The organism is Clostridium sp. DL-VIII (assembly GCF_000230835.1).
In the GTDB taxonomy this organism is placed as follows: Bacteria; Bacillota; Clostridia; order Clostridiales; family Clostridiaceae; genus Clostridium.
In genome coordinates, this window is record NZ_CM001240.1 from 4,719,045 (window position 1) to 4,738,964 (window position 19,920).

The window sequence follows — 19,920 nt, forward strand, 5'->3', positions numbered from 1 at the left end:
AGCTATACCTCTTCAACTAAAGAAACAAATTCTTTAGCAATGTGTCCATGTTCATTAAAACCTGTTAATTGATTGAATATTTCCTCTAAAGAACTTTCCTTTTTACTATTTTTAAGTTCTTCAAAACTCCCATCTGCTGCTATTTTTCCATTATTAATAAGTACAATCCTATTACTCACTTTCTCAACAACATCCATTATGTGAGAAGAATAAAATATAGTTTTTCCTTCTTTAGCAAGATTGCTCATAATTTCTTTAAATATCATAACGCTATTAGCATCAAGCCCACTTAAAGGTTCATCAAAAAATAGTATATCTGGATTATGAATCAAACTACATATTATAAGTAATTTTTGCTTCATTCCCTTTGAATAAGATGATATTCTAGAATGCATAACCCCTTGAACTGAAAACAACCTCATAAGCTTCTCTGCTCTTTCAATAAGTTTTTCCTGTTCTAATTCATATATCCCACCTAAAAAACTTATATACTCAAATGCAGTTAAATTTTCATATATATCTGCAAGCTCTGGAACATATCCTATTTTCTTCTTATACTCTACATTTCCATTACTTATATCCTGCCCTAATATTTCTACTTTCCCTTCATAGCCTTCTATTATACCAAGCATTATTTTTATAGTTGTACTTTTACCAGCACCATTAGTTCCTATATACCCTATTACCTGCCCTCTTGGGATCTCTAAATTTATACCATCAAGTACATACTTATTTCCATAACTCATTCTCAGATCTTTAATCGATATTATACTCTCTAAATTTTCCATAACTTTGCTCCTTCTAAAAGCACCAAATGTGTATATTTAATATTCTATTTTTAACATAAAATATACTAATAGCATACCAAATATATATTTAAATGTAAATTAACGTAAAAAATCTTATTAAGGCAACTCACAGTTAGATTAATTATTATTTTAATTATATAAATATTCTTACTTGAATTTCAAATAACCCACAAGAATCCAAAATCAATTTTAAATTTTGTGAGTTAATTATTCCGATAGAGTATATCTTCTGTACATGGTGATATTTTGTATTAATTTTTATTTCTTCTTATAATTTATACAATCTTCAAATAAGCAATACAGCATATTAACACATTTTTCAATATATAAGTCTACATCTTCAATTTTATTATCAAAAACAATTTTATGGCATACATCATCTATAAGAAAAAGCGAGTAATGTAAAAATATTTCTTCTTCCTTTTTACTATTAAAAGGTAAAGACAACACTTTAAAAATCTCTCTTATCTTATCTTCTCTTTCTTGATTCTCTTTCGTTCTAACTGCAGCTATATCCTTATCTAAAAGTGTTAATGCTTCCATTTCATTATGAAAGGTTTTTGTAAAGTCATGAAAATCTACCATCATTTTTATAAATATTTTAAACAACTCTTTTGCTTCTTCAGCATTATTAAGTTGCTTATTTTTATTTTCTACCCAAAAATCATGAGTTGGGTAATCAAACTTTTTGTTAAATCTTTCAATCACTTTAATATAAATTTCTTTCTTATCCTCAAAATAGGCATATACAGAACCAGTTGCAACATCTGCTTCTTTAGATATATCCGCAGTCGTAGTATTATAATAACCTTTTTCATTAAATAGTTTATAAGCTGCATCTAATATTCTCTCATATTTTTCTAAAGCCCTTTTTTGAGTTGGTATCCTTGTTTTTCTCTCCATTATCATCACCTGCTTTAATGATAAAAGATAAAAAAATAAAAGTCAACAAAATATGAAATTCATTTCATGTATTGACTTTTAAATTTTACCAGTATATCATATGAATATGAAATTAATTTCATATTTAAAATTATAATTTATGGAGGTTATCATGCATAAAAAGCAAAAAGTATTAGCGTTTATTTCATTAGCAATAGCTTGTTTTCTAACAGTACTAGATTCAACAATAGTAAATGTATCACTACCATCTATGGCTAATTATTTCAGTACAGACATAACAGGAATATCTTGGGTAAGTACAGCTTACTTAATTCCTTTTTCTGCTCTTTTAATAAACTTTTCAAAACTTGCAGATATTTATGGACGAAAGAAGTTATTTTTAATTGGTCTTATAATTTTTGGTTCTTCCTCAATATTTTGTGGACTTTCTACTTCACTTTCTATGATCATTATTTTTAGAATTCTACAAGGTATAGGTGCCGCGATTCTTGCACCACTTGCCATCCCCCTAGGCATTGAGTTATTTGGCAAAGATGCCATGTCAAAGCTCGCTGTTATAGTCGGCATGACAATCTCCATATCTGCAGCTTCTGGTCCTGTAGTAGGTGGAATTTTAAATGAAGCCTTCGGTTTTAAAGCTATATTCTATGTGAATGTGCCGTTTATCATTCTCTCTCTGATCTTCGGAGCTAAACATCTTCGAGAGTGTTATGATAGAACAATTGAAAAAAAAGTAGATTTTATTGGTTCTATATTATTAGCTTATGGAATTGGAGCACTAACCTTTTTACTTGTTAAAGGTAGTGCCTATGGCTGGGGAAGTTTAAGAATTATTACTTTAATCGCAACTTCAGGAATTTCAGTTATTTCTTTTCTCATCTACGAATTTAACTCTAAGAATCCAATGATAGAATTTAAACTTTTTAAAACTAAAAGTTTTACTTCTTCCGTAACAATAGTTGGAGTAATATTCTTTGCCTATATGCCTATTTCTTATTTGATGAATTTCTATTTAGAAAATCAACTTGGTTATACAGTATTAAATGCAGGAATGACATTAGGTATAGTTAGTTGTGTTTCCTTTTGTGCATCTCCAATTTTCGGAATTATATCCACAAAATTTGGAGCTAGAATCATTTCTCTACTTTCTATAATTTTTGTATGTATTGGTGATTTCATGTTTGTATTTATGAATAGTTCTAACAATATAAAATTAATTCATATTGCTTTCATAATAGTAGGACTTGGAGTTGGTGCAACTTCACCCTTGTATAAAACTGCTTTTGATGAAATCTCTAAAGATAAAAATGGTATTGCCTCAGGAATATTAAATAGCTTTAGACAATTGACCGCATGTCTAGCTATAGCTTTGGTTTCAACCTTGAGCAGCTATTATACGACTCAAGCTATAGATAATTCAAAAAATAGAATAATGGATTTAGTTAATAATAATGTAATTCTTGAAGAACAAGTAAAATCTACAATATGCGATAGAATTAAAAATATAGATACTAGTCAAAATAATTCGTTCTCAAAGGACATGGTTGATAAATTAATTGACGACAAAGAGAATACAATATTAGCTTCTGTTCCTGATAATATGAAACCAACAATTAAAGAAAATTTTAACGTTCAAACAAAAGAGATTTATAAAATTCTAGATGAAATAACTATCATAAAAAATGATGAAAGTAATAAGGTTTATAATAAGTGCTTTTTATTTACAGCAATTATTTCAATCTTTGGATTAATAGCAGTACCTTTTAATAAAAAAACAAAAAATAAAACTGAATTAAGCAAAGCTAAACCAGAATTAGCATAAGAAAATTCCGGCATATATGTATAATCAATAATTGCAAACATATATGCCTCTTTGATTGCATATCTTTATGTTTAAAATCATTATTACTAAATACTAATATTATCTTTTCACTATGATAATTATCTTACTTATAGTAAAAACTATCTTAAAAATGGAGTTGATTTTATGAAAACTACAATTTATTATTTCTCTGGGACTGGGAATTCATTAAAAATTGCTAAGGACTTAACTGTCAAATTAGAAAATGCTGATGTTGTATCTATTACAAGTATAATGAAAAAAAATGATAGTGTTCCTATCACCGCTGATAAAATTGGCATTATTTATCCTGTATATATTTGGGGTATTCCAAAAATAGTATCTAAATTTATAAAGAAAATCCAAACTGATAATAAAGGCAAATATTTTTTTGCTATAGCAACTTGTGGCGGTAAAGTCGCTGGTTCTTTATTGCGCTTGTCTAAAGAACTATCTTCAAAAGGTTTTAAGCTTTCCTTAGGCTTTTCACTGGTTCTTCCTTCAAATTATATTCCTTATGTTCCTAAAGACGGTGATGATACTACTGACAATCAACAAAAGCTATTTACAGTTGCGGAAAAAAGATTAGATGAAATAGTATCATTAATAAAAAATAACAAATCCGCGAAAATAGAAAAAGGATCATTAAAAGATTGTCTTATACAAACAGGATTAATTTATAGATTTGCCTCTACTGCAATTCATAAAATGGATAAAGGATTTTGGACAACCACTGATTGTACTTCATGTGGATTATGTGAAAAGATATGCCCTATGAAGAATATTGTACTAAGAGAGGATAAGCCTGTTTGGCTTCATAAATGCGAAATGTGCTTTAGATGTTTAAATTACTGCCCTAAAAGTGCTATACAATTTATGAAAAATACTGAAGGCAAAAAAAGATATAAAAATAACTTTGTAAGTTTAAATGAAATAATAGATTAAGAATTTTTATAGAATACATTTTTATACAGCAAGACTCTTCTATAACCTTAATTTCCAATATGTACACATAAAGACAGGTAGTCTAATTTTAACTTTAATTTAGACTACCTGATATTATTCATAAAGTAATAAAAAATAAATACTTGTTTTTCTTCAAATTTAGCATTTCTATTACTTATAATATAAAAAATCTAACTATTAGAAATTGCAAAGTAACATGGGATTTCTAAAAAGTTTTGCCCATTTGAACCTGGTAAATTAATAAAATGACTTTCTGGATTTACATCGCTCCAATTCTTAAGTTCAATAGATTCTTGTATCGCATCCCGTTTCACACTAGTTATGTATCGATCTCGTGGTGTCTCAAAATATGAAAAAGCAATATTTTCATGTATTGCAATTGATTGATATTTATCTCCTTTAAAGCATCCTTCTTTTACTATAGCGTAATGATGATAAATATAAGAATATAGTTTATTAGGATATAATATTGCAATGCGTCCACATATTTTGTCTGGATGAACAGGTCTTTTCCATTCTTCTAAACTTTCAGGATAGGCAAAGCAATAAATATGGAACATTGGAACCCATACTCGATTACTGTCGATACCCGGCCAAACCATTAAAAAAGCTTCAAGAGGCTCGAACACTTTTTCTGCTATTTGATGGTAGATTTCATTATTATTCACATCTTCAAGTTCTTCTTTTTCTATGATATATTCTATATATAGAAATACCATATTTTTATAGTGAAAAAGAGCACAGGTTAAAATTTTATTATTACTAATTTCCACTGAAGCTTTTTGCTTACATTCTTCTAGAGCCTCTTTAAAAAGTTCATTATAAGAATCGTCCTTTAAATTTGCTCTATAATGACATCTTAAAACTGTCTTCATAATTATTCACGTTCCTTTATAGAAATATTCACTTTGCTGCACTCTTCAATTTCATATACCCTATTATCTACTACATTATAAGGTTCCACATATTTTACGCTTCCATTTATCTCAAGATTGTCTGTATATCTAGAATATACTACCGGAATTGTATGAGAATAAACATTACGTTCAGAAGGCTGCTCATCAAAAACATCAGCAGGTTGTGTTCCTTGCTTCTCCATCGTCAAATCAATATTTCGAATTGATATATTTCGAATACGTGAATCCTCTTCGCCTGCAATAAATATGCTTGATTCACATTTCATATAAATATTGTCAAAAGTAATATTTTGAATTTTCCCTGGAAATTTATGCTGTGAATTTCTATATGTAGCACTAATGAATATCGGCTCTCCTTTTCCCCACCATCTTGGCGCAAAACTTCGCTCTGGGCAATCTGCATATCGTTTAGTGTTGCCTGATATATGATGGATATGAATATCCTCAATAGTTGCACCATCCCTTACCCATATTCCTACTCCCCGTGAGCAGTCACGGAATACACAATCGCTTAATATGACATTACGAATAGCGTTAAAGGTTTCTGTACCAATTTTTAACGCACTATCATGAGAATATAAAATACAATTGTTGATAACTATATTTTCGCAGCTTCCATATTTAGCTGCCATAGGTTCGGAATTCTTTATAACAATAGCGTCATCTCCAGCTTTAATAATGCAGTTACTGATAACAACATCTTTGCAGGTATCAGGATCTATACCATCATTATTAGCTCCACGCTGATCATTTAAAATTTTTATACCATTTACGATAACGTGTTCACAACCTGCCATATGTAATGTCCAAAATGCAGCATCCTTAAAGGTGATATCCTTTACAACTAAATTCTTAATATTTTCAAAAAAAGTTGTTCTAGGACGTAATTCTGTCCTTATGTTTAGAGGACATTCATGGAAGCCTCCATCTGCATTATCATCATAGAATATTTTATCACCTTGGCCATAAATTGTGCCTTGACCTGTAATACTTATATTTTCTTCATGGAAAGCACATAGAAAACAGCCCCCTTCCCAACCAATATCTTTATTATCATCTTCAAAGTTTTTAGCAAAATCTATTAAATCTTCTTGGTGGATACTGCAACTTAAATAGGCTCCGCTTTCTAAATGAAGATCAATGTTACTCTTTAAAATTAATGTTCCACTTAAAAAATTTCCTTTTGGAATAATGACACGACCTCCACCACCTGCAGTACACTCATCAATTGTCTTTTGAATAGCCTCACGGTTATTTGTTATTCCATCTGGTTTAGCTCCATAATTCAAAATATTATAATCTTTCACCGTTTATCTTCCCCTTTATTAAATATTCCTTTTAATGATATGGCATTTATTTTTTCATTAAAATTCCACAACTTTTTATTTTTTGTTTCTTATGTGTTGTTGTGGCTTCTTGTATTATATAATTTATTATCTCACATAATTCAAAATAAATAAACACTTAAAATGCTTTGTTTTGCTTTTATTTTGTTGTAAATTGGAAATTAAAATTCATAAGCAAACTTAAATATTATATTTTAATACGTAACTTTTACTTTATATTTTTCCTAATTTATTAACACACTTCTTTAATTCTAATTTTTTTGTATTCCGTAAAATTTATTCACATAAAGAAAAAGCCTAGTAGTACCATTACTAAGCTTTAAATTAATTGTTTTATTTAAACGCCTCACTAACGTTCTCATTTAGATTGCTTTCAATTCATAGATTAAATTCACATTAACATATATATCTTTCCATTTTCTGTGCGGCTTGTTTTTCTAACTGTTTAATTCTTTGATATGACAAATTAAGTTTATCTTGAACCACATAATATCTTCTATGTTCTATATGAATTATTTGTATAATATCCCTTTCTTCTTCTGTTAATATTGTCATTGCATTTTCTATTTTTTTTAGTTCTCTTCTTCTAGCCGCCTGCTCTCTATATAATTTGTCTTTCCTTTCCATCAGCTTTTCTGCCTGTATCTCTACACTTGAGGTGATTTTATATGTTTTACCTGTTCTTTCTTCGAGTTTTTGTCCACTTATTCCAAGTATCTCTTCTTCAAGTTCCTGAACTCTTATATCTATATCCTGTATATCAGCTAAAATTTCCTTATATCTACTTACCTTATCAATAATTCTATTCATATAATCACTCTCCTTATTCTCCATAAAAAATACCGTAAATTCATTTCGAATATACGGCATTTAAAATTATATTTTTTATTTCTCAATTTAGTAAAAATGTTATCCTTTAATACTTTTCACAAAACTGTCCTTATCTTCTTGATTTTCAAATAAGCTCAACCAATCACATATTTCTATAGCAAAATCGATAAATGCTATTCCTTGAGCTGTTATTATATTTTTATCTCTTACAACTCTTCCAGAAACAAAATTTTCTCTTGGGAAAGGATCCTCTTCTCCAAATACTTCAATATGCTTTGATGTCCACTTATTAATAGGTGTAGTATATTTAACTTCTTTTAATACACCTGCTTTTGCTAAAAAGAAAGTTCCAGCTCCACATATGGCTCCAAGTAATTTCTTTTTTAAATTAAGCTTATTAATCAATTGCATTAGTTCAGGTCTAGCCTCACCATACCAACCTCCACATATTATTAAGCCTTCTGCTTCCTCATTTAATACTTCAGAAACTAGTTTGCTTGGCTTGTACAATATTCCTGACCTGCTTCTTATTATTTTATCATCATATGCAATGGTAACTATTTCTTTACCGGCATCCGCCGCCAGCAGATGAAGAATAAATGCGATTTCATAGTCAGTCATATTATCAAAAATAAATACCAATATCTTATCCATCTCATATTCCTCCTTTTTAGGCATATTATAGAATTAATGTATTGATATTATATCATAATTTCTAAATACCACATTATTAAATTTTCAAAGATCATAATTTTATTAATATTAATATATAAGTTTTCTTTCATTTAATTTTTCTATATTACTAATTTATACAAAAATAATTTTTATACTGTAAACCTAACTGGCAGTATTGTTATTAGGCTAAGATTTTTTTACTACATTTAACATACTAACCTTTCGAGCTTCCACCTCTCAAATTATTGCCAATTATTCTGCTATTTTTAAATCCTTAAATATTTCATCAATTGTGCACTCATAAATTTCTGCAAGTTTTTTTATTACTTTTGGTGATGGGCTTGCCCAACCTTGTTCCAATTTGTAAAATGTACTTTTGCTTATGTTAAGTGCATCTATTACCGTTTCACTTTGAATACCTAATTTTAATCTTCTTAATCTTATTGGTGTTAGCTTCATTTTTTCTCTTCCTCCCACTTAAAAATCTCTCTTAATAACTATCTTGTCTCAACATAGTTATATTTTATCATAAGCGCCGATACGAACAAACATTCGCTTTGTGGCAAAAACCTATAATTTTATTAACTATATTACTCTTTCTTTCATTTTCTTTCGCTTCCTTAAATTTCCTAATTATTTTATCAGTATAACCGATTGTATTTTTAATTTCTTCCATAAATATATTAATACTTTCGTATTTATTATCTAGATTTTCTTTGGAATAAAGCTATTATTAAAAAAATAAAAATAAGGAAAATAATAAGATTATCTACTCCTTATTATTTCCCTTATTTTTGTTATTAATTTAAAATATTTTTCTTTCTATTATAACTTTTTACTGCCATGTAATCTCTAAAGGCTTTCTATCTACCAATCTTTTAAAACTATATAGCGGATATCCTATCAGTAATCCGCCTGTTACCACTCTCTCCTTAGAAATATTCATTAACCTTAAAAGGGGTTCATATTCTGTCATAGCACAATATTCAAATAATCCTGACCAGCAACTTCCAAGCCCCAATGTTTGAGCATATAACTGCACATATGTTAATGAGAAATGTGTATTGTCACGACCGAGTGCTTGTTGATCTCTTTTTGCTGTTGCAACCACTAAACATGGGGCTTCTCTTAAAATAGTATCTTTGTTCTCCTCACGATATTGATTTATAGTTGAAGCAGTATTTTGCACCCATGGTGAATTCTTCAATGCACCATTTTTTATAGATTCTTCCGCCCAGTCAGCTATAACTGAAGCAATCTCTTGTAGAATAATGCGATTATCAATAACATGATATGAAATTCCTTGGGAATTGCAGGCTGTTGGTGCAAATCTACCTATATCTAGAAGTTTATAAACTGTATCACGAGATACTTCTTTTTTCTGAAATGATCTAATGGATCTTCTAGATCTAAGAAAAATGGCAGCAGTATCGGAATTGATCAATTTATCTTCTCGTATTTCAACTTGTTTCTGTAGTGGGCTTTTTGTGTTATCTAAGGCACCATTTGGACAAACAGCTACACAATGACCACATTCAATACAAAGATCCTTAGCTACTTTGGGTCCTGAATCACTCATTACTAAGGTTCCTCTACAGATTTTTACACACAAGCCACATTTAATACATTTTTCAGAATTTACTATAATAAAATCATCCATACATTCTCTTCCTTTCACATCGTTTCATTTTAATTCACCTGTTTCCAGCAAGCAAAATTTCTAACTTAGTTACCATTCCTTTTACTACAGAGAAATGAAAATCTAATAGAAGAGGATCTGGAAGCCCTGCTTTATCAAAATCACCATCCACTTTAGCTGTAATTACATCTATTGAATTCTTTTTAGCAGTATTTATAACTTCTAATTTGAGCTTAACAGCAAAGTGATGCTTTAAACTCCACTCTTGGATTTTATCTAAACCAATGTACTCTTGCCCTTCATCAATTACAATAGCATTCTTATCAAAAATTGAAATAAACTTATTAGAATCTGAATTATTTGATGAGTTGAAATAAGTTTTAATAGGTTCTTGTAATTTTATATTCATTAGTGTATCTCCTTTATAACTCTATTTTTTAATGTTTATTTTATATGATTGATCCCTTCTAAATATATCAAATATAACCTGACGACATCACGTCAAGTTATATAGCAAAATTAAAAATAAATCTAGTCTAAAATATTAACCATAGTTACACGCAAATTCAGAGTATAATATCCTGGTATTATGAAATAAATAAGTATAACCAGGTAAACTTGACATGATGTCGTCAAGTTTACCTGGTTATACTAATTAAATAAGGCACATTCAGAATAATAACTAATCCACTTTCTTTAATATGCCTAAAATTAATTAATTTATTTAGGAGGTATTTTTATTTATGAAAAATATTTTATCGTTTGATATTAACAAAGAACTTGATGGTAAACGCGTACTTGTAACAGGTGGAACTAAAGGTATTGGGAGAGCAATTGTTGATCGTTTACTTAACGCTGGTGCAACAATAATAACAACTGCCCGAAGTATACCTAATGACTTACCTAATTCTGTTGGCTTCATTCAAGCAAATGTAAGCACACCAGAGGGCACTGAAAAAATTATTAGTGAAACCATTGATAGGCTTGGTGGTTTGGATATTTTAATAAACAACGTGGGGGGTTCCTCATCATCCACTGCCGGAGCATTAACCTTAAATGACGACGACTGGCTGCAAACGTTCAATCAAAATCTTTTTTCAGCTGTACGACTTGATCGTGGATTTCTACCATCTATGATTAAACAGCAAAAAGGTGTAATAATTCATATCTCATCTATCCAGCGAAAACTTCCTGGAATAATGACTATGTCATACTCTGCTGCTAAGGCAGCTTTAACCAATTACAGCAAAAATCTAGCTACACAGTTTGGTGGAGATGGCATAAGAATAAATACGATTGCTCCTGGTTTTACAGAAACAAAAGCCGCTGAACGCCTCATTGAAAGAATGGCACAAAATTCCGGAACTGATTATAATGGAGCACGTCAAGAACTAATGGATAACCTCGGCGGCATACCACTTGGCCGTCCTGCAAAACCTGAAGAAATTGCTGAGCTTGCTGCTTTTCTTGTATCAGACAGGGCTTCTTACATTACTGGCAGTGAGCATATTATTGATGGTGGAATAATTCGAACTATATAGTGCAAGAGTAAACACAAAAAAACCTGCTAAATGCAGGTTTTTTTGCTATATACGTATTTATATTATCTTTTTTCTTTACCTGTAGCATCACCATACATAAGATTTTCAACTTCAGCTACTGTTGAAAGGTTAGCATCACCCATCATACTATATTTTAGGCATGAACCAGCTGTTGCAAACTCAATGATATCTTGAGTTGAATATCCTGATGTTATTGCATATATAAGTGATGCAGCAAAAGCATCTCCTCCACCTATATTATCTATAACATGTATATCGTACTTCTTAGCATTATAGAATTCTTTTCCATCATATAATACTGCTGTCCAGTCTACATCTTCTGCTGTAAATCTATTTCTTAAAATTATTGTAGCATACTTCATATTGAATTTTTCTACAAACTTTTTAAGTATCTCGTTACAATCTGCTTTTTCATCTATTGGCTCACCTAATGCCATTTGTGCTTCATCAAGACTTCCAAGAGATACATCACAATATGGTAGAAGTTCTCTTATTGCTTTGCTGAATGCTTCTTTATTCCATAGAGTTTCTCTAAAGTTTAAATCCACACTTATTGTTAATCCTTTTTCCTTAGCTGCTTTTACTGCATCTAAAGTAATCTTTGCACATTCTTCTGAAAGCGCTGGAGTTATTCCTGAAAAATGGAACCATTCTGCTCCTTCAAAAATTTTGTCCCAATTAAAGTCTTCTCTCTTAGCTGTTGCCATTGAAGAGCCTTTTCTGTCAAATGTAAACTTAGTTGGTCTTTGAGATTCTCCGTATTCACTGAAATAAATACCTATTCTTTCTCCGCCTCTAACTATGTCTTTAGTGTCAACTCCATATTTTCTTAATTCATTTATTGCGCATTGTGCTATGTCGTTATCTGGAAGTTTAGTTACGTAACTTGTTTCCTTTCCAAATACAGCAAGTGAAACTGATACATTTGCTTCACTTCCACCATAAAATGCATTAAACTGCTTAGATTGAGAAAATCTGTCATACCCTACTGGCGAAAGTCTAAGCATCATTTCTCCTATTGTTACTATCTTTCCCATTTTTCCACCTCTTATGATAATTTTAGTTAATATTATTCTATTTATAAAGAATATTTTTATCTTTTGGAACACGTTTTCCAAAAATAATATGTTCTATAAAATTATATTCCAAATCGTTATAAGTTTCAAAGTATCGTTGAGTCTGTTTTTGTCAAATAACATAAAACTACTGCTCATTCATTCGTATATAGGCATATTCCTTAAATTTAATAATTTTCCACAATAGCACTTTGCATGAATTATCTTGTGATAATATTCTTCAATTTAAATACTTATTCTTCTTAATTTAAAATTTTATAATATATCCATAACTTTAATCTAAAATAGTGCTCAACAATTATTACAAGCATATAACTTATCTAAATAAACAATATTTTACTTGTTGAAATTATTTTAGCATTATGTTATAGTACTTATTAACAAACCGATTGGAGGTGGAAAGATGATTAACTTTTCTTGCTAATATTTTAAAGCATAATAAACTTATAAAGGCGAAAACATCGCTTGTTTTATTGTGCTTATGCAAGAAAGTTATTAATCTTTTCACTCGTACGGTATATTTTAATCACACCTAAAAATGGTTTGATTTTGCTGTATTTATTGAGCTGCAAGAATTAACTTTCTTGCAGCTCAATTTTTTATACAGGAGGATAAATTCATGTCTTTAATAAACGTAACAAATTTAACTTTTGCCTATGATGGCAGCTATGATAATATATTTGAAAAAGTAAACTTTCAAATAGATACTGATTGGAAACTAGGTTTTACAGGAAGAAATGGAAGAGGCAAAACGACATTTCTTAATTTACTCCTTGGCAAATATGAATATAGTGGTAGTATTTCTTCTAATGTAACCTTTGAATACTTTCCTTTTAAGGTAAAAAATACAGATTATCTTACTATTGATGTAGTTGAAGAGATTTATCCAGACTTTCTTGAGTGGAAATTAATGCGTGAGCTTTCTTTACTTGAAGTTTCTGATGATGTTTTATACCGCCCTTTTAATTCATTATCTTATGGAGAGCAGACAAAAGTACTCCTTGCAGCTTTGTTTCTTAAGGAAAATAGCTTTTTATTGATTGATGAGCCAACAAATCATCTTGATATGAATGCAAGAGAACTTGTTAGTAACTATCTTAATACTAAAAAAGGTTTTATTTTAATATCACATGACAGGGCTTTTCTCGATAACTGTGTTGATCATATTCTTTCAATCAATAAAACCAATATCGAAATTCAAAAGGGTAACTTTTCCTCATGGTGGGAAAATAAAAAAAGACAAGATGGTTTTGAGCTTGCAGAAAATGAAAAACTTAAGAAAGATATTAATCGATTATCTGAAGCTGCTAAACAAACAGGCAGCTGGTCTAACAAAGTAGAGAAAACAAAAAACGGAATGCGAAACTCTGGTTCAAAAGTGGATAAAGGCTACATTGGACATAAAGCTGCTAAAATGATGAAGCGCTCTAAATCAATTGAAACCAGACAACAGGCTGCTATTGATGAAAAATCTAAGCTTCTTAAAAATATTGAAAACTCTGAAAGCCTAAAAATTTCTCAGCTTCCGTATCATAAAGGCAAACTTGTAGAACTTGAAAATGTATCAATACTTTATGGTGATGCTACTATCTGCAAGGATGTAAGCTTTACTATCGAACAAGGTGATAGATTAGCCCTTATAGGTAGAAATGGTTGTGGAAAATCAAGTGTTATGAAACTTATTTATGGTAATGATATAGATTATACAGGCACTTTTAGAAAAGGAAGTCAGCTTAAAATATCCTATGTCTCACAAGATACATCTAATCTTAATGGTAATTTAACCGATTATGCTAGAGATAATGATATTGATGAAAGTCTTTTTAAATCTATTTTAAGAAAACTTGATTTTTCAAGAACTCAATTTGAAAAGGATATGTCAGCTTTTAGCGGTGGACAGAAGAAAAAAGTATTAATTGCCAAAAGCCTTTGTGAAAAAGCTCATTTATATATCTGGGATGAACCTCTTAATTTTATAGATGTTATCTCTCGTATGCAAATAGAAGAATTATTACTGTCATACTTACCAACCATTTTATTTGTGGAACATGATAGTGAATTTTCAAAGAATATTGCAACAAAAATTTTTGAATTCTAGTGATTTATATAAATTACACTATATAAATTTCAATTATAAATTGCTATTACATTTAAATATATTAAGTAAAGACTCATAATTTAAATTAGCAGTATGATAATAAAATTTATATAGAAAAGCACTCATTCTGAACTGCTCTCTGTCTACTTGACAAGGAGCAGTTTATAGAATAGTGCTTTAACCATTTTCATTATTTATATGTAACAGGATATTTTTTTATTAAGTCCTCATACATAAAACAGTCGCAAACATGATCATTTATAATACCACTGGCCTGTAAATGAGAATATACAGTGATAGATCCGAGAAATTTAAAACCTCGTTTCTTTAATTCCTTACTTATCTCATCAGATAATTCATTTTTAGATGGTATATTTCCAGATTGATGTTCTTTGTAAATCACTGTTTTTCCATCTGTAAAGCCCCATATGTATTTATCAAAAGAACCATATTGCTCTATTATTTCTTGAAATTTTTTTGCATTATTGATGACTGCTTCTACTTTTCTTCTTGATTTTATCATTCCATCAATCAGTAAGATTTTTTCTATTTTCTCTTCTCCATATTCAACTATTTTATCAAAATCAAAATTATCAAAACACTGCCTGAAAACTTCTCTCTTTTTAAGCATCAACTTCCAGTTTAATCCTGCCTGCATTATCTCTAGTGTGATAAATTCAAACTGCTTTCTATCATCATGAACAGGTATTCCCCATTCACGATCATGATAATCCTGCATTATTCCTTCATCTAAACACCAACTGCATCTTTTTTTCTCTAACATGTTCTATCCTTTCATACCTTAAAATTAATTATTCAAAGGCTTTCATTGATTCATTCACAGATTCTTCGCAAGACCTCATTGCAAAAATTGTTTTTTCTAAAAGTTCATCTAAACTCCATCCAAGCATTTCTGCTCCATACTTAATAACATCTCTAGAGCATCCTGCAGCAAATTTTTTATCTTTAAACTTCTTCTTTAAGCTAGATAATTCCATATCCATTACGCTCTTTGAAGGGCGCATTCTTGCTGCTGCACCTATTAAGCCTGTTAATTCATCCGCTGCAAATAATACTTTCTCCATAGTGTGCTCAGGTTTAATTTCAACACAAATTCCATATCCATGACTACATACTGAATGAATTATCTCTTCACTTACATTGGCTTCTTTCAATAATTCTTGTGCTTTTATACAATGTTCTTCTGGCCACATTTCAAAATCAATATCATGTAAAAGTCCCACGATCCCCCAATATTCAGCTTCTTCTACATAACCAAGCTGCTCTGCGTACCACTTCATAACGCCTTCAACTGTAAGACCATGAAGTATATGAAATGGCTCCTTATTATATTTTTTAAGCAAATCAAATGCTTCTTCCCTTGTAATTGTATTATTCATTATAGTTCCTCCCTTTTTATTTTTCTCTATGCTTACGCTAAAATAACTTATTCTCATTATATCCATTTTACCAAAAAATTTCTTTATATAATACCTTTTCTTATTTATATGGTAATTTCTTGTATCGAAAAATAAGAAATACCAAAAGATACTTCTTATCCTTTAAGCAATCCACTTATTTCTTCCATCTTTTAAGATTAGGAAGTGTTTCTTGTAAAAGCCTTTTCGCTTCAACTTCAGTCATCCCAGCCTCCTTCATAAAAGGAACACAAATTTCAATTTCTTTCTCCATAGTTACATTAGGAGAAGTGAAATTTCCTTTCTGATAACAATAAATACAATACTCTTCATTGTTACTTCCATCATTATTTGTACCAAGAACTTCTTTAGATTCCATAGGCATGCCGCAGCTTTGACAAATTAAATTTTCCATAAAAATATCCTCCTTATTTTAGAATAAATACTTAATTTTGATTCTTACATTCTTATTATAATTAGCCAAAACTGACAACTGCATGTCACATTTATTAATAGCTTTAAAATTTTCTTCCATAATGCTCATAGTTTTTTAAATTTCATCAATATTGATTATCTTTTCTTCTCCACTAGACATATCTTTAAGTTTCACTTGTCTATTTAAAACCTCCTCTTCTCCAACAAGCACTACATTTGCTATTTCTAATTTATTGGCATAGTTAAGTTTTTTCTTAAGCTTATCGTCTTCAAGATATATCTCTGCATATTTTTGTTTTTCCAATAATCTCTTATATACCTCACCACAATATTCTAAGGTATTTCCAATTGGAATAATCAAATACTCTATTGATTTTTCCACTTTATAATTGTCAATAAACCCTATTTCCTTTAACACAAAAAATAACCTTGTGAGACCAATTGATATTCCAACTCCAGGCAGGATACTATCTGTGTAATTTTGAGCCAAGTTATCATATCTCCCCCCTGAACATATAGAGCCATAGTTTTCATTTCCTATTAAGAATGTCTCAAATACTGTTCCCGTATAATAATCAAGTCCTCTTATTATCTTTAAATTTATTACATGCTCCTTATCTTTTACTCCAAAAAGCTTTAGCATTTTTTCAACTGAAACAAGCTCCTCAATACCTTTTTCAAATTCCTCTGAATTTATATTTAATTTTTTTAGTTTTTCAATTATTTCTTCATTACTTCCATTAATGTTGATGATCTTATTAACAGCATCGGCTTTTTCTTTTCCAACCAGTTCATCTAAAGATTGCTTAAATTCTTCAGCCCCTATTTTATCGTACTTATCAATTAATCTCATAACCTCAGTTGTATTTATTATTTCTAAACTCTTCAAAATCTCCGTTAATATTTTCCTATTATTTATTTGGAATTTATAGTTCTTTAGACCAATAGCTTTAAATCCCTTTGATACCAAGCTTATTACTAAGGCATCGTTATTAATGCTAAGTTCATTTTTTCCTATAATATCAATATCACACTGATAAAACTCTCTATATCTTCCCTTTTGATTTCTTTCTCCTCTAAAGACTTTTCCAACCTGATATCTTTTAAACGGAAATATAAGTTCATTAAAATGTTGAGCAGCAAATCTAGCAAAAGGCACTGTTAAATCAAATCTCAAAGATAAATCATTATTTCCTTTAGTAAATCTGTAAACCTGCTTTTCTGTTTCCCCTGCACTCTTAGCAAGCAACACCTCTGATTTTTCAATAATAGGTGTGTCCATTTCTAAAAATCCATTCTCCTCATATACTTTTGTTATTTTTCTTAATATATCCTTAAATATTTTTTGTTCCTTAGGCAATAGCTCCATAAACCCCGGTAATATACTTGGCTGTATTTTATTAATTTTCATAATTCTATTCTCCTCCTAACATTTATTTCACAAACTTATTTTTACTTTAATATACAAAAAACCATGCAGGCGTATCCTCCTGCATGGTTCAATAAATTACTACTAACATTTAATTCATCACCATCAGCAGATACAAGCCTATAATTTATAGACTTGAATCTGCTTTTAAACAGACCAAGTCTTACCGATGATGATGTATAAAATTTATTAATTTCATATTAAATGCTTTCATAACTTTTCCTCCTGAGATTTAATTGTTATTATTATATATTATAAAAAATCCTTTTTCAATTATTATTTTAAGATTCTAATATAAATTATTTTTGGATTTTTTATATGTTGCAATTGTTTTTCTACATTTTCCATCTGGATATTTATTTAGCAGATAGACATCCTAACTGTAATTTTATTATTGAAACATATATAACATAAATGTTTTATATTCACTCTTTTATATGAAAATATAATTCTGGCATATTCTCATTAATAGTAGAAAATTCAAATCCTCGCGATTTATAATACTTTATTATTTTAGGAAGAGCCTTATATGTATTCTCATTTGCATCCGTGCAATGCATAAGAAGTATTATAGTTTGTAATTTTTCGCTTCCCTTTTTAACTTTTCTATATATCTTATTAGGTGATAGTTTTGGGTTTACCCCATCTGTCGCATCTAAATTCCAATCATATACCTTAAAATTATTATCATGTAATCTTTTTAAAAAACTTTTATTAAGATGCTTTGCACTGCCGCCAGGAAACCTAAGTATATTGGGTGAAATACCAATAACTCTGTTTATCTCGTTACGGCATTGAATCATTTCTTTTATAAATGTATCTTCATTGCCATAAATCTCTTTATAATCATGAGTATAACTATGAAGCCCTATATTATTTCCTTCATTATAAATTCTTTTTACCATCTCTTCATTGCATTTAATCTGATTGCCTATTAGAAAAAATGTTGCATTAACCTTATACTTTTTTAATACATCGAGAATTTCATTTGTTACTATAGGACTAGGTCCATCATCAAAGGTTAAATAAACTTTTTTCCCGCCTACTTCTTTAGATTTTGCAGAAACACTACCTATATTTTGATTGAATATAAAAATAATAAGAAATATACTTATAACAATAAATAAAATATGCTTTAATTTATTCTTCACTTATCTTCCTCCTAGTATCACCTACTATATAATTAAAAAAGTCTTTATTTCTTATTATTTTCTTATTCCAAAGTTTATATTTATGGTAATTTTAAGTACTTGATGATTATAGAAAATGTCTCTTCTATAATTTATCCAATTATAATTATTAAATTTGATAGGAATTACTTATTTAAAATGTAGTATAACAATCACTTTTGTACCCTTACCCTCTTCGCTCTCCACATTTATACTCCCTTTATGCATATCTACAATCCATTTCGCTATAGATAATCCTAATCCAGTGCCTCCTCCTTTTTCTTTAAAACGTGATTTATCTATAATATAAACTCTATCAAAGTACTAATCTCATCCTTTGGTATTCCTATTCCATTATCGCTAACAGTTATCATTACAAATTCCTTACATATTTCTGAATTAATTTTTATTTTCCCCCCATCTATCTAATAGATTAGCATATCCCTGAACAACTGCAATTGGGGTTCTTAGCTCATGAGAGGCATCTGATACAAATTGTACTTGCATATAAAAAGAATTCTGAAGCCTATCTATCATATTGTTAAAAGTATTTGCAAGTCTTTTCAACTCATCATCCGCACCTATAATGTTTATTCTTTCTTTTAAATTGTTTATACTTATATTTTCAGCAGTTTTAGTTATATAATCAATTGGCTTTATCATCCTCTTACTTACTATATATTCTACTATAATTGAAGCAATAATTCCTATTAAATCAGCGATAGTCATAAGTACAAATACCATTTTCATAAAATCATATTCATTCTGCATATCTTTTACTATCTGAAAATATATTGTCCCATATTT

The 19,920-nt window shown here is 29.5% G+C and carries 21 protein-coding genes; 4 read left to right on the forward strand and 17 right to left on the reverse strand.

From position 1 onward, the window contains the following. Positions 1–2: 2 nt before the first annotated feature. Positions 3–788 (reverse strand): ABC transporter ATP-binding protein, encoded by a 786-nt coding sequence (locus tag CDLVIII_RS21745; protein ID WP_009171629.1) that lies wholly within the window; start codon positions 786–788, stop codon positions 3–5. 279 nt (positions 789–1,067) lie between these two features. Beyond that, on the reverse strand, positions 1,068–1,712 hold the full coding sequence (locus CDLVIII_RS21750; RefSeq protein ID WP_009171630.1) for a TetR/AcrR family transcriptional regulator: 645 nt from the start codon (positions 1,710–1,712) through the stop codon (positions 1,068–1,070). 151 nt (positions 1,713–1,863) lie between these two features. Between CDLVIII_RS21750 and CDLVIII_RS21755 the strand changes: the two genes are divergently transcribed. Then, positions 1,864–3,534, forward strand: coding sequence for an MFS transporter (locus tag CDLVIII_RS21755; RefSeq protein ID WP_009171631.1), 1,671 nt, complete (start codon positions 1,864–1,866; stop codon positions 3,532–3,534). Positions 3,535–3,699: 165 nt separating this feature from the next. Beyond that, positions 3,700–4,497 (forward strand): EFR1 family ferrodoxin, encoded by a 798-nt coding sequence (locus CDLVIII_RS21760; RefSeq protein ID WP_009171632.1) that lies wholly within the window; start codon positions 3,700–3,702, stop codon positions 4,495–4,497. Between the two features lie 191 nt (positions 4,498–4,688). Here the strand turns inward: CDLVIII_RS21760 and CDLVIII_RS29435 are convergent, their stop codons facing one another. The 7 genes from CDLVIII_RS29435 to CDLVIII_RS21795 all read right to left on the reverse strand — a co-directional run bounded on the left by CDLVIII_RS29435 (position 4,689) and on the right by CDLVIII_RS21795 (position 10,335). Beyond that, positions 4,689–5,393, reverse strand: a complete 705-nt coding sequence (locus tag CDLVIII_RS29435; protein WP_009171633.1) for a hypothetical protein — start codon at positions 5,391–5,393, stop codon at positions 4,689–4,691. Positions 5,394–5,395: 2 nt separating this feature from the next. After that, positions 5,396–6,742 carry a glycosyl hydrolase family 28 protein gene (locus CDLVIII_RS21770; RefSeq protein WP_009171634.1) on the reverse strand — a complete coding sequence of 449 codons (1,347 nt, stop codon included), beginning with the start codon at positions 6,740–6,742 and terminating at the stop codon, positions 5,396–5,398. Between the two features lie 435 nt (positions 6,743–7,177). Next, positions 7,178–7,591: a hypothetical protein gene (locus tag CDLVIII_RS21775; protein WP_009171635.1), complete on the reverse strand. Its 414-nt coding sequence runs from the start codon at positions 7,589–7,591 to the stop codon at positions 7,178–7,180. 99 nt (positions 7,592–7,690) lie between these two features. Further along, positions 7,691–8,266 carry a DJ-1/PfpI family protein gene (locus CDLVIII_RS21780; protein WP_009171636.1) on the reverse strand — a complete coding sequence of 192 codons (576 nt, stop codon included), beginning with the start codon at positions 8,264–8,266 and terminating at the stop codon, positions 7,691–7,693. A 273-nt stretch (positions 8,267–8,539) separates the two neighbouring features. After that, on the reverse strand, positions 8,540–8,746 hold the full coding sequence (locus tag CDLVIII_RS21785) for a helix-turn-helix transcriptional regulator (protein WP_009171637.1): 207 nt from the start codon (positions 8,744–8,746) through the stop codon (positions 8,540–8,542). A 376-nt stretch (positions 8,747–9,122) separates the two neighbouring features. Beyond that, a complete protein-coding gene (locus tag CDLVIII_RS21790) occupies positions 9,123–9,947 on the reverse strand; it encodes a nitroreductase family protein (RefSeq protein WP_009171638.1) in 825 nt (274 codons plus the stop codon). A 34-nt stretch (positions 9,948–9,981) separates the two neighbouring features. After that, positions 9,982–10,335 carry a hypothetical protein gene (locus CDLVIII_RS21795; RefSeq protein WP_009171639.1) on the reverse strand — a complete coding sequence of 118 codons (354 nt, stop codon included), beginning with the start codon at positions 10,333–10,335 and terminating at the stop codon, positions 9,982–9,984. 334 nt (positions 10,336–10,669) lie between these two features. On the opposite strand from CDLVIII_RS21795, the gene CDLVIII_RS21800 reads away from it, so the two are divergent. Beyond that, entirely contained in the window at positions 10,670–11,467 is a 798-nt protein-coding gene (locus CDLVIII_RS21800; RefSeq protein ID WP_009171640.1) for an SDR family oxidoreductase, read from the forward strand. 62 nt (positions 11,468–11,529) lie between these two features. On the opposite strand, the gene CDLVIII_RS21805 is transcribed toward CDLVIII_RS21800, so the two are convergent. Then, on the reverse strand, positions 11,530–12,525 hold the full coding sequence (locus tag CDLVIII_RS21805) for a sugar kinase (RefSeq protein ID WP_009171641.1): 996 nt from the start codon (positions 12,523–12,525) through the stop codon (positions 11,530–11,532). A 658-nt stretch (positions 12,526–13,183) separates the two neighbouring features. Between CDLVIII_RS21805 and CDLVIII_RS21810 the strand changes: the two genes are divergently transcribed. After that, positions 13,184–14,662, forward strand: a complete 1,479-nt coding sequence (locus tag CDLVIII_RS21810) for an Lsa family ABC-F type ribosomal protection protein (RefSeq protein WP_009171642.1) — start codon at positions 13,184–13,186, stop codon at positions 14,660–14,662. 190 nt (positions 14,663–14,852) lie between these two features. Here CDLVIII_RS21810 and CDLVIII_RS21815 read toward each other — a convergent pair whose 3' ends face one another. The 7 genes from CDLVIII_RS21815 to CDLVIII_RS32300 form a co-directional block, all read right to left on the reverse strand. Beyond that, positions 14,853–15,446, reverse strand: coding sequence for a DNA-3-methyladenine glycosylase I (locus CDLVIII_RS21815; RefSeq protein ID WP_009171643.1), 594 nt, complete (start codon positions 15,444–15,446; stop codon positions 14,853–14,855). A gap of 28 nt (positions 15,447–15,474) precedes the next feature. Then, positions 15,475–16,062 carry a hydrolase gene (locus CDLVIII_RS21820; RefSeq protein WP_035301885.1) on the reverse strand — a complete coding sequence of 196 codons (588 nt, stop codon included), beginning with the start codon at positions 16,060–16,062 and terminating at the stop codon, positions 15,475–15,477. 175 nt (positions 16,063–16,237) lie between these two features. After that, entirely contained in the window at positions 16,238–16,495 is a 258-nt protein-coding gene (locus CDLVIII_RS21825) for a zinc ribbon domain-containing protein (RefSeq protein WP_009171645.1), read from the reverse strand. Between the two features lie 135 nt (positions 16,496–16,630). After that, positions 16,631–17,926, reverse strand: coding sequence for a histidine--tRNA ligase (gene hisS / locus CDLVIII_RS21830; RefSeq protein WP_009171646.1), 1,296 nt, complete (start codon positions 17,924–17,926; stop codon positions 16,631–16,633). Between the two features lie 443 nt (positions 17,927–18,369). Continuing rightward, complete coding sequence (locus CDLVIII_RS21835; protein ID WP_009171647.1) at positions 18,370–19,095, reverse strand: polysaccharide deacetylase family protein; 726 nt, start codon at positions 19,093–19,095, stop codon at positions 18,370–18,372. A 168-nt stretch (positions 19,096–19,263) separates the two neighbouring features. Then, positions 19,264–19,419 (reverse strand): ATP-binding protein, encoded by a 156-nt coding sequence (locus CDLVIII_RS32795; protein WP_347462531.1) that lies wholly within the window; start codon positions 19,417–19,419, stop codon positions 19,264–19,266. 93 nt (positions 19,420–19,512) lie between these two features. Next, positions 19,513–19,884, reverse strand: coding sequence for a HAMP domain-containing protein (locus CDLVIII_RS32300; protein WP_050816284.1), 372 nt, complete (start codon positions 19,882–19,884; stop codon positions 19,513–19,515). Positions 19,885–19,920 lie beyond the last annotated feature (36 nt).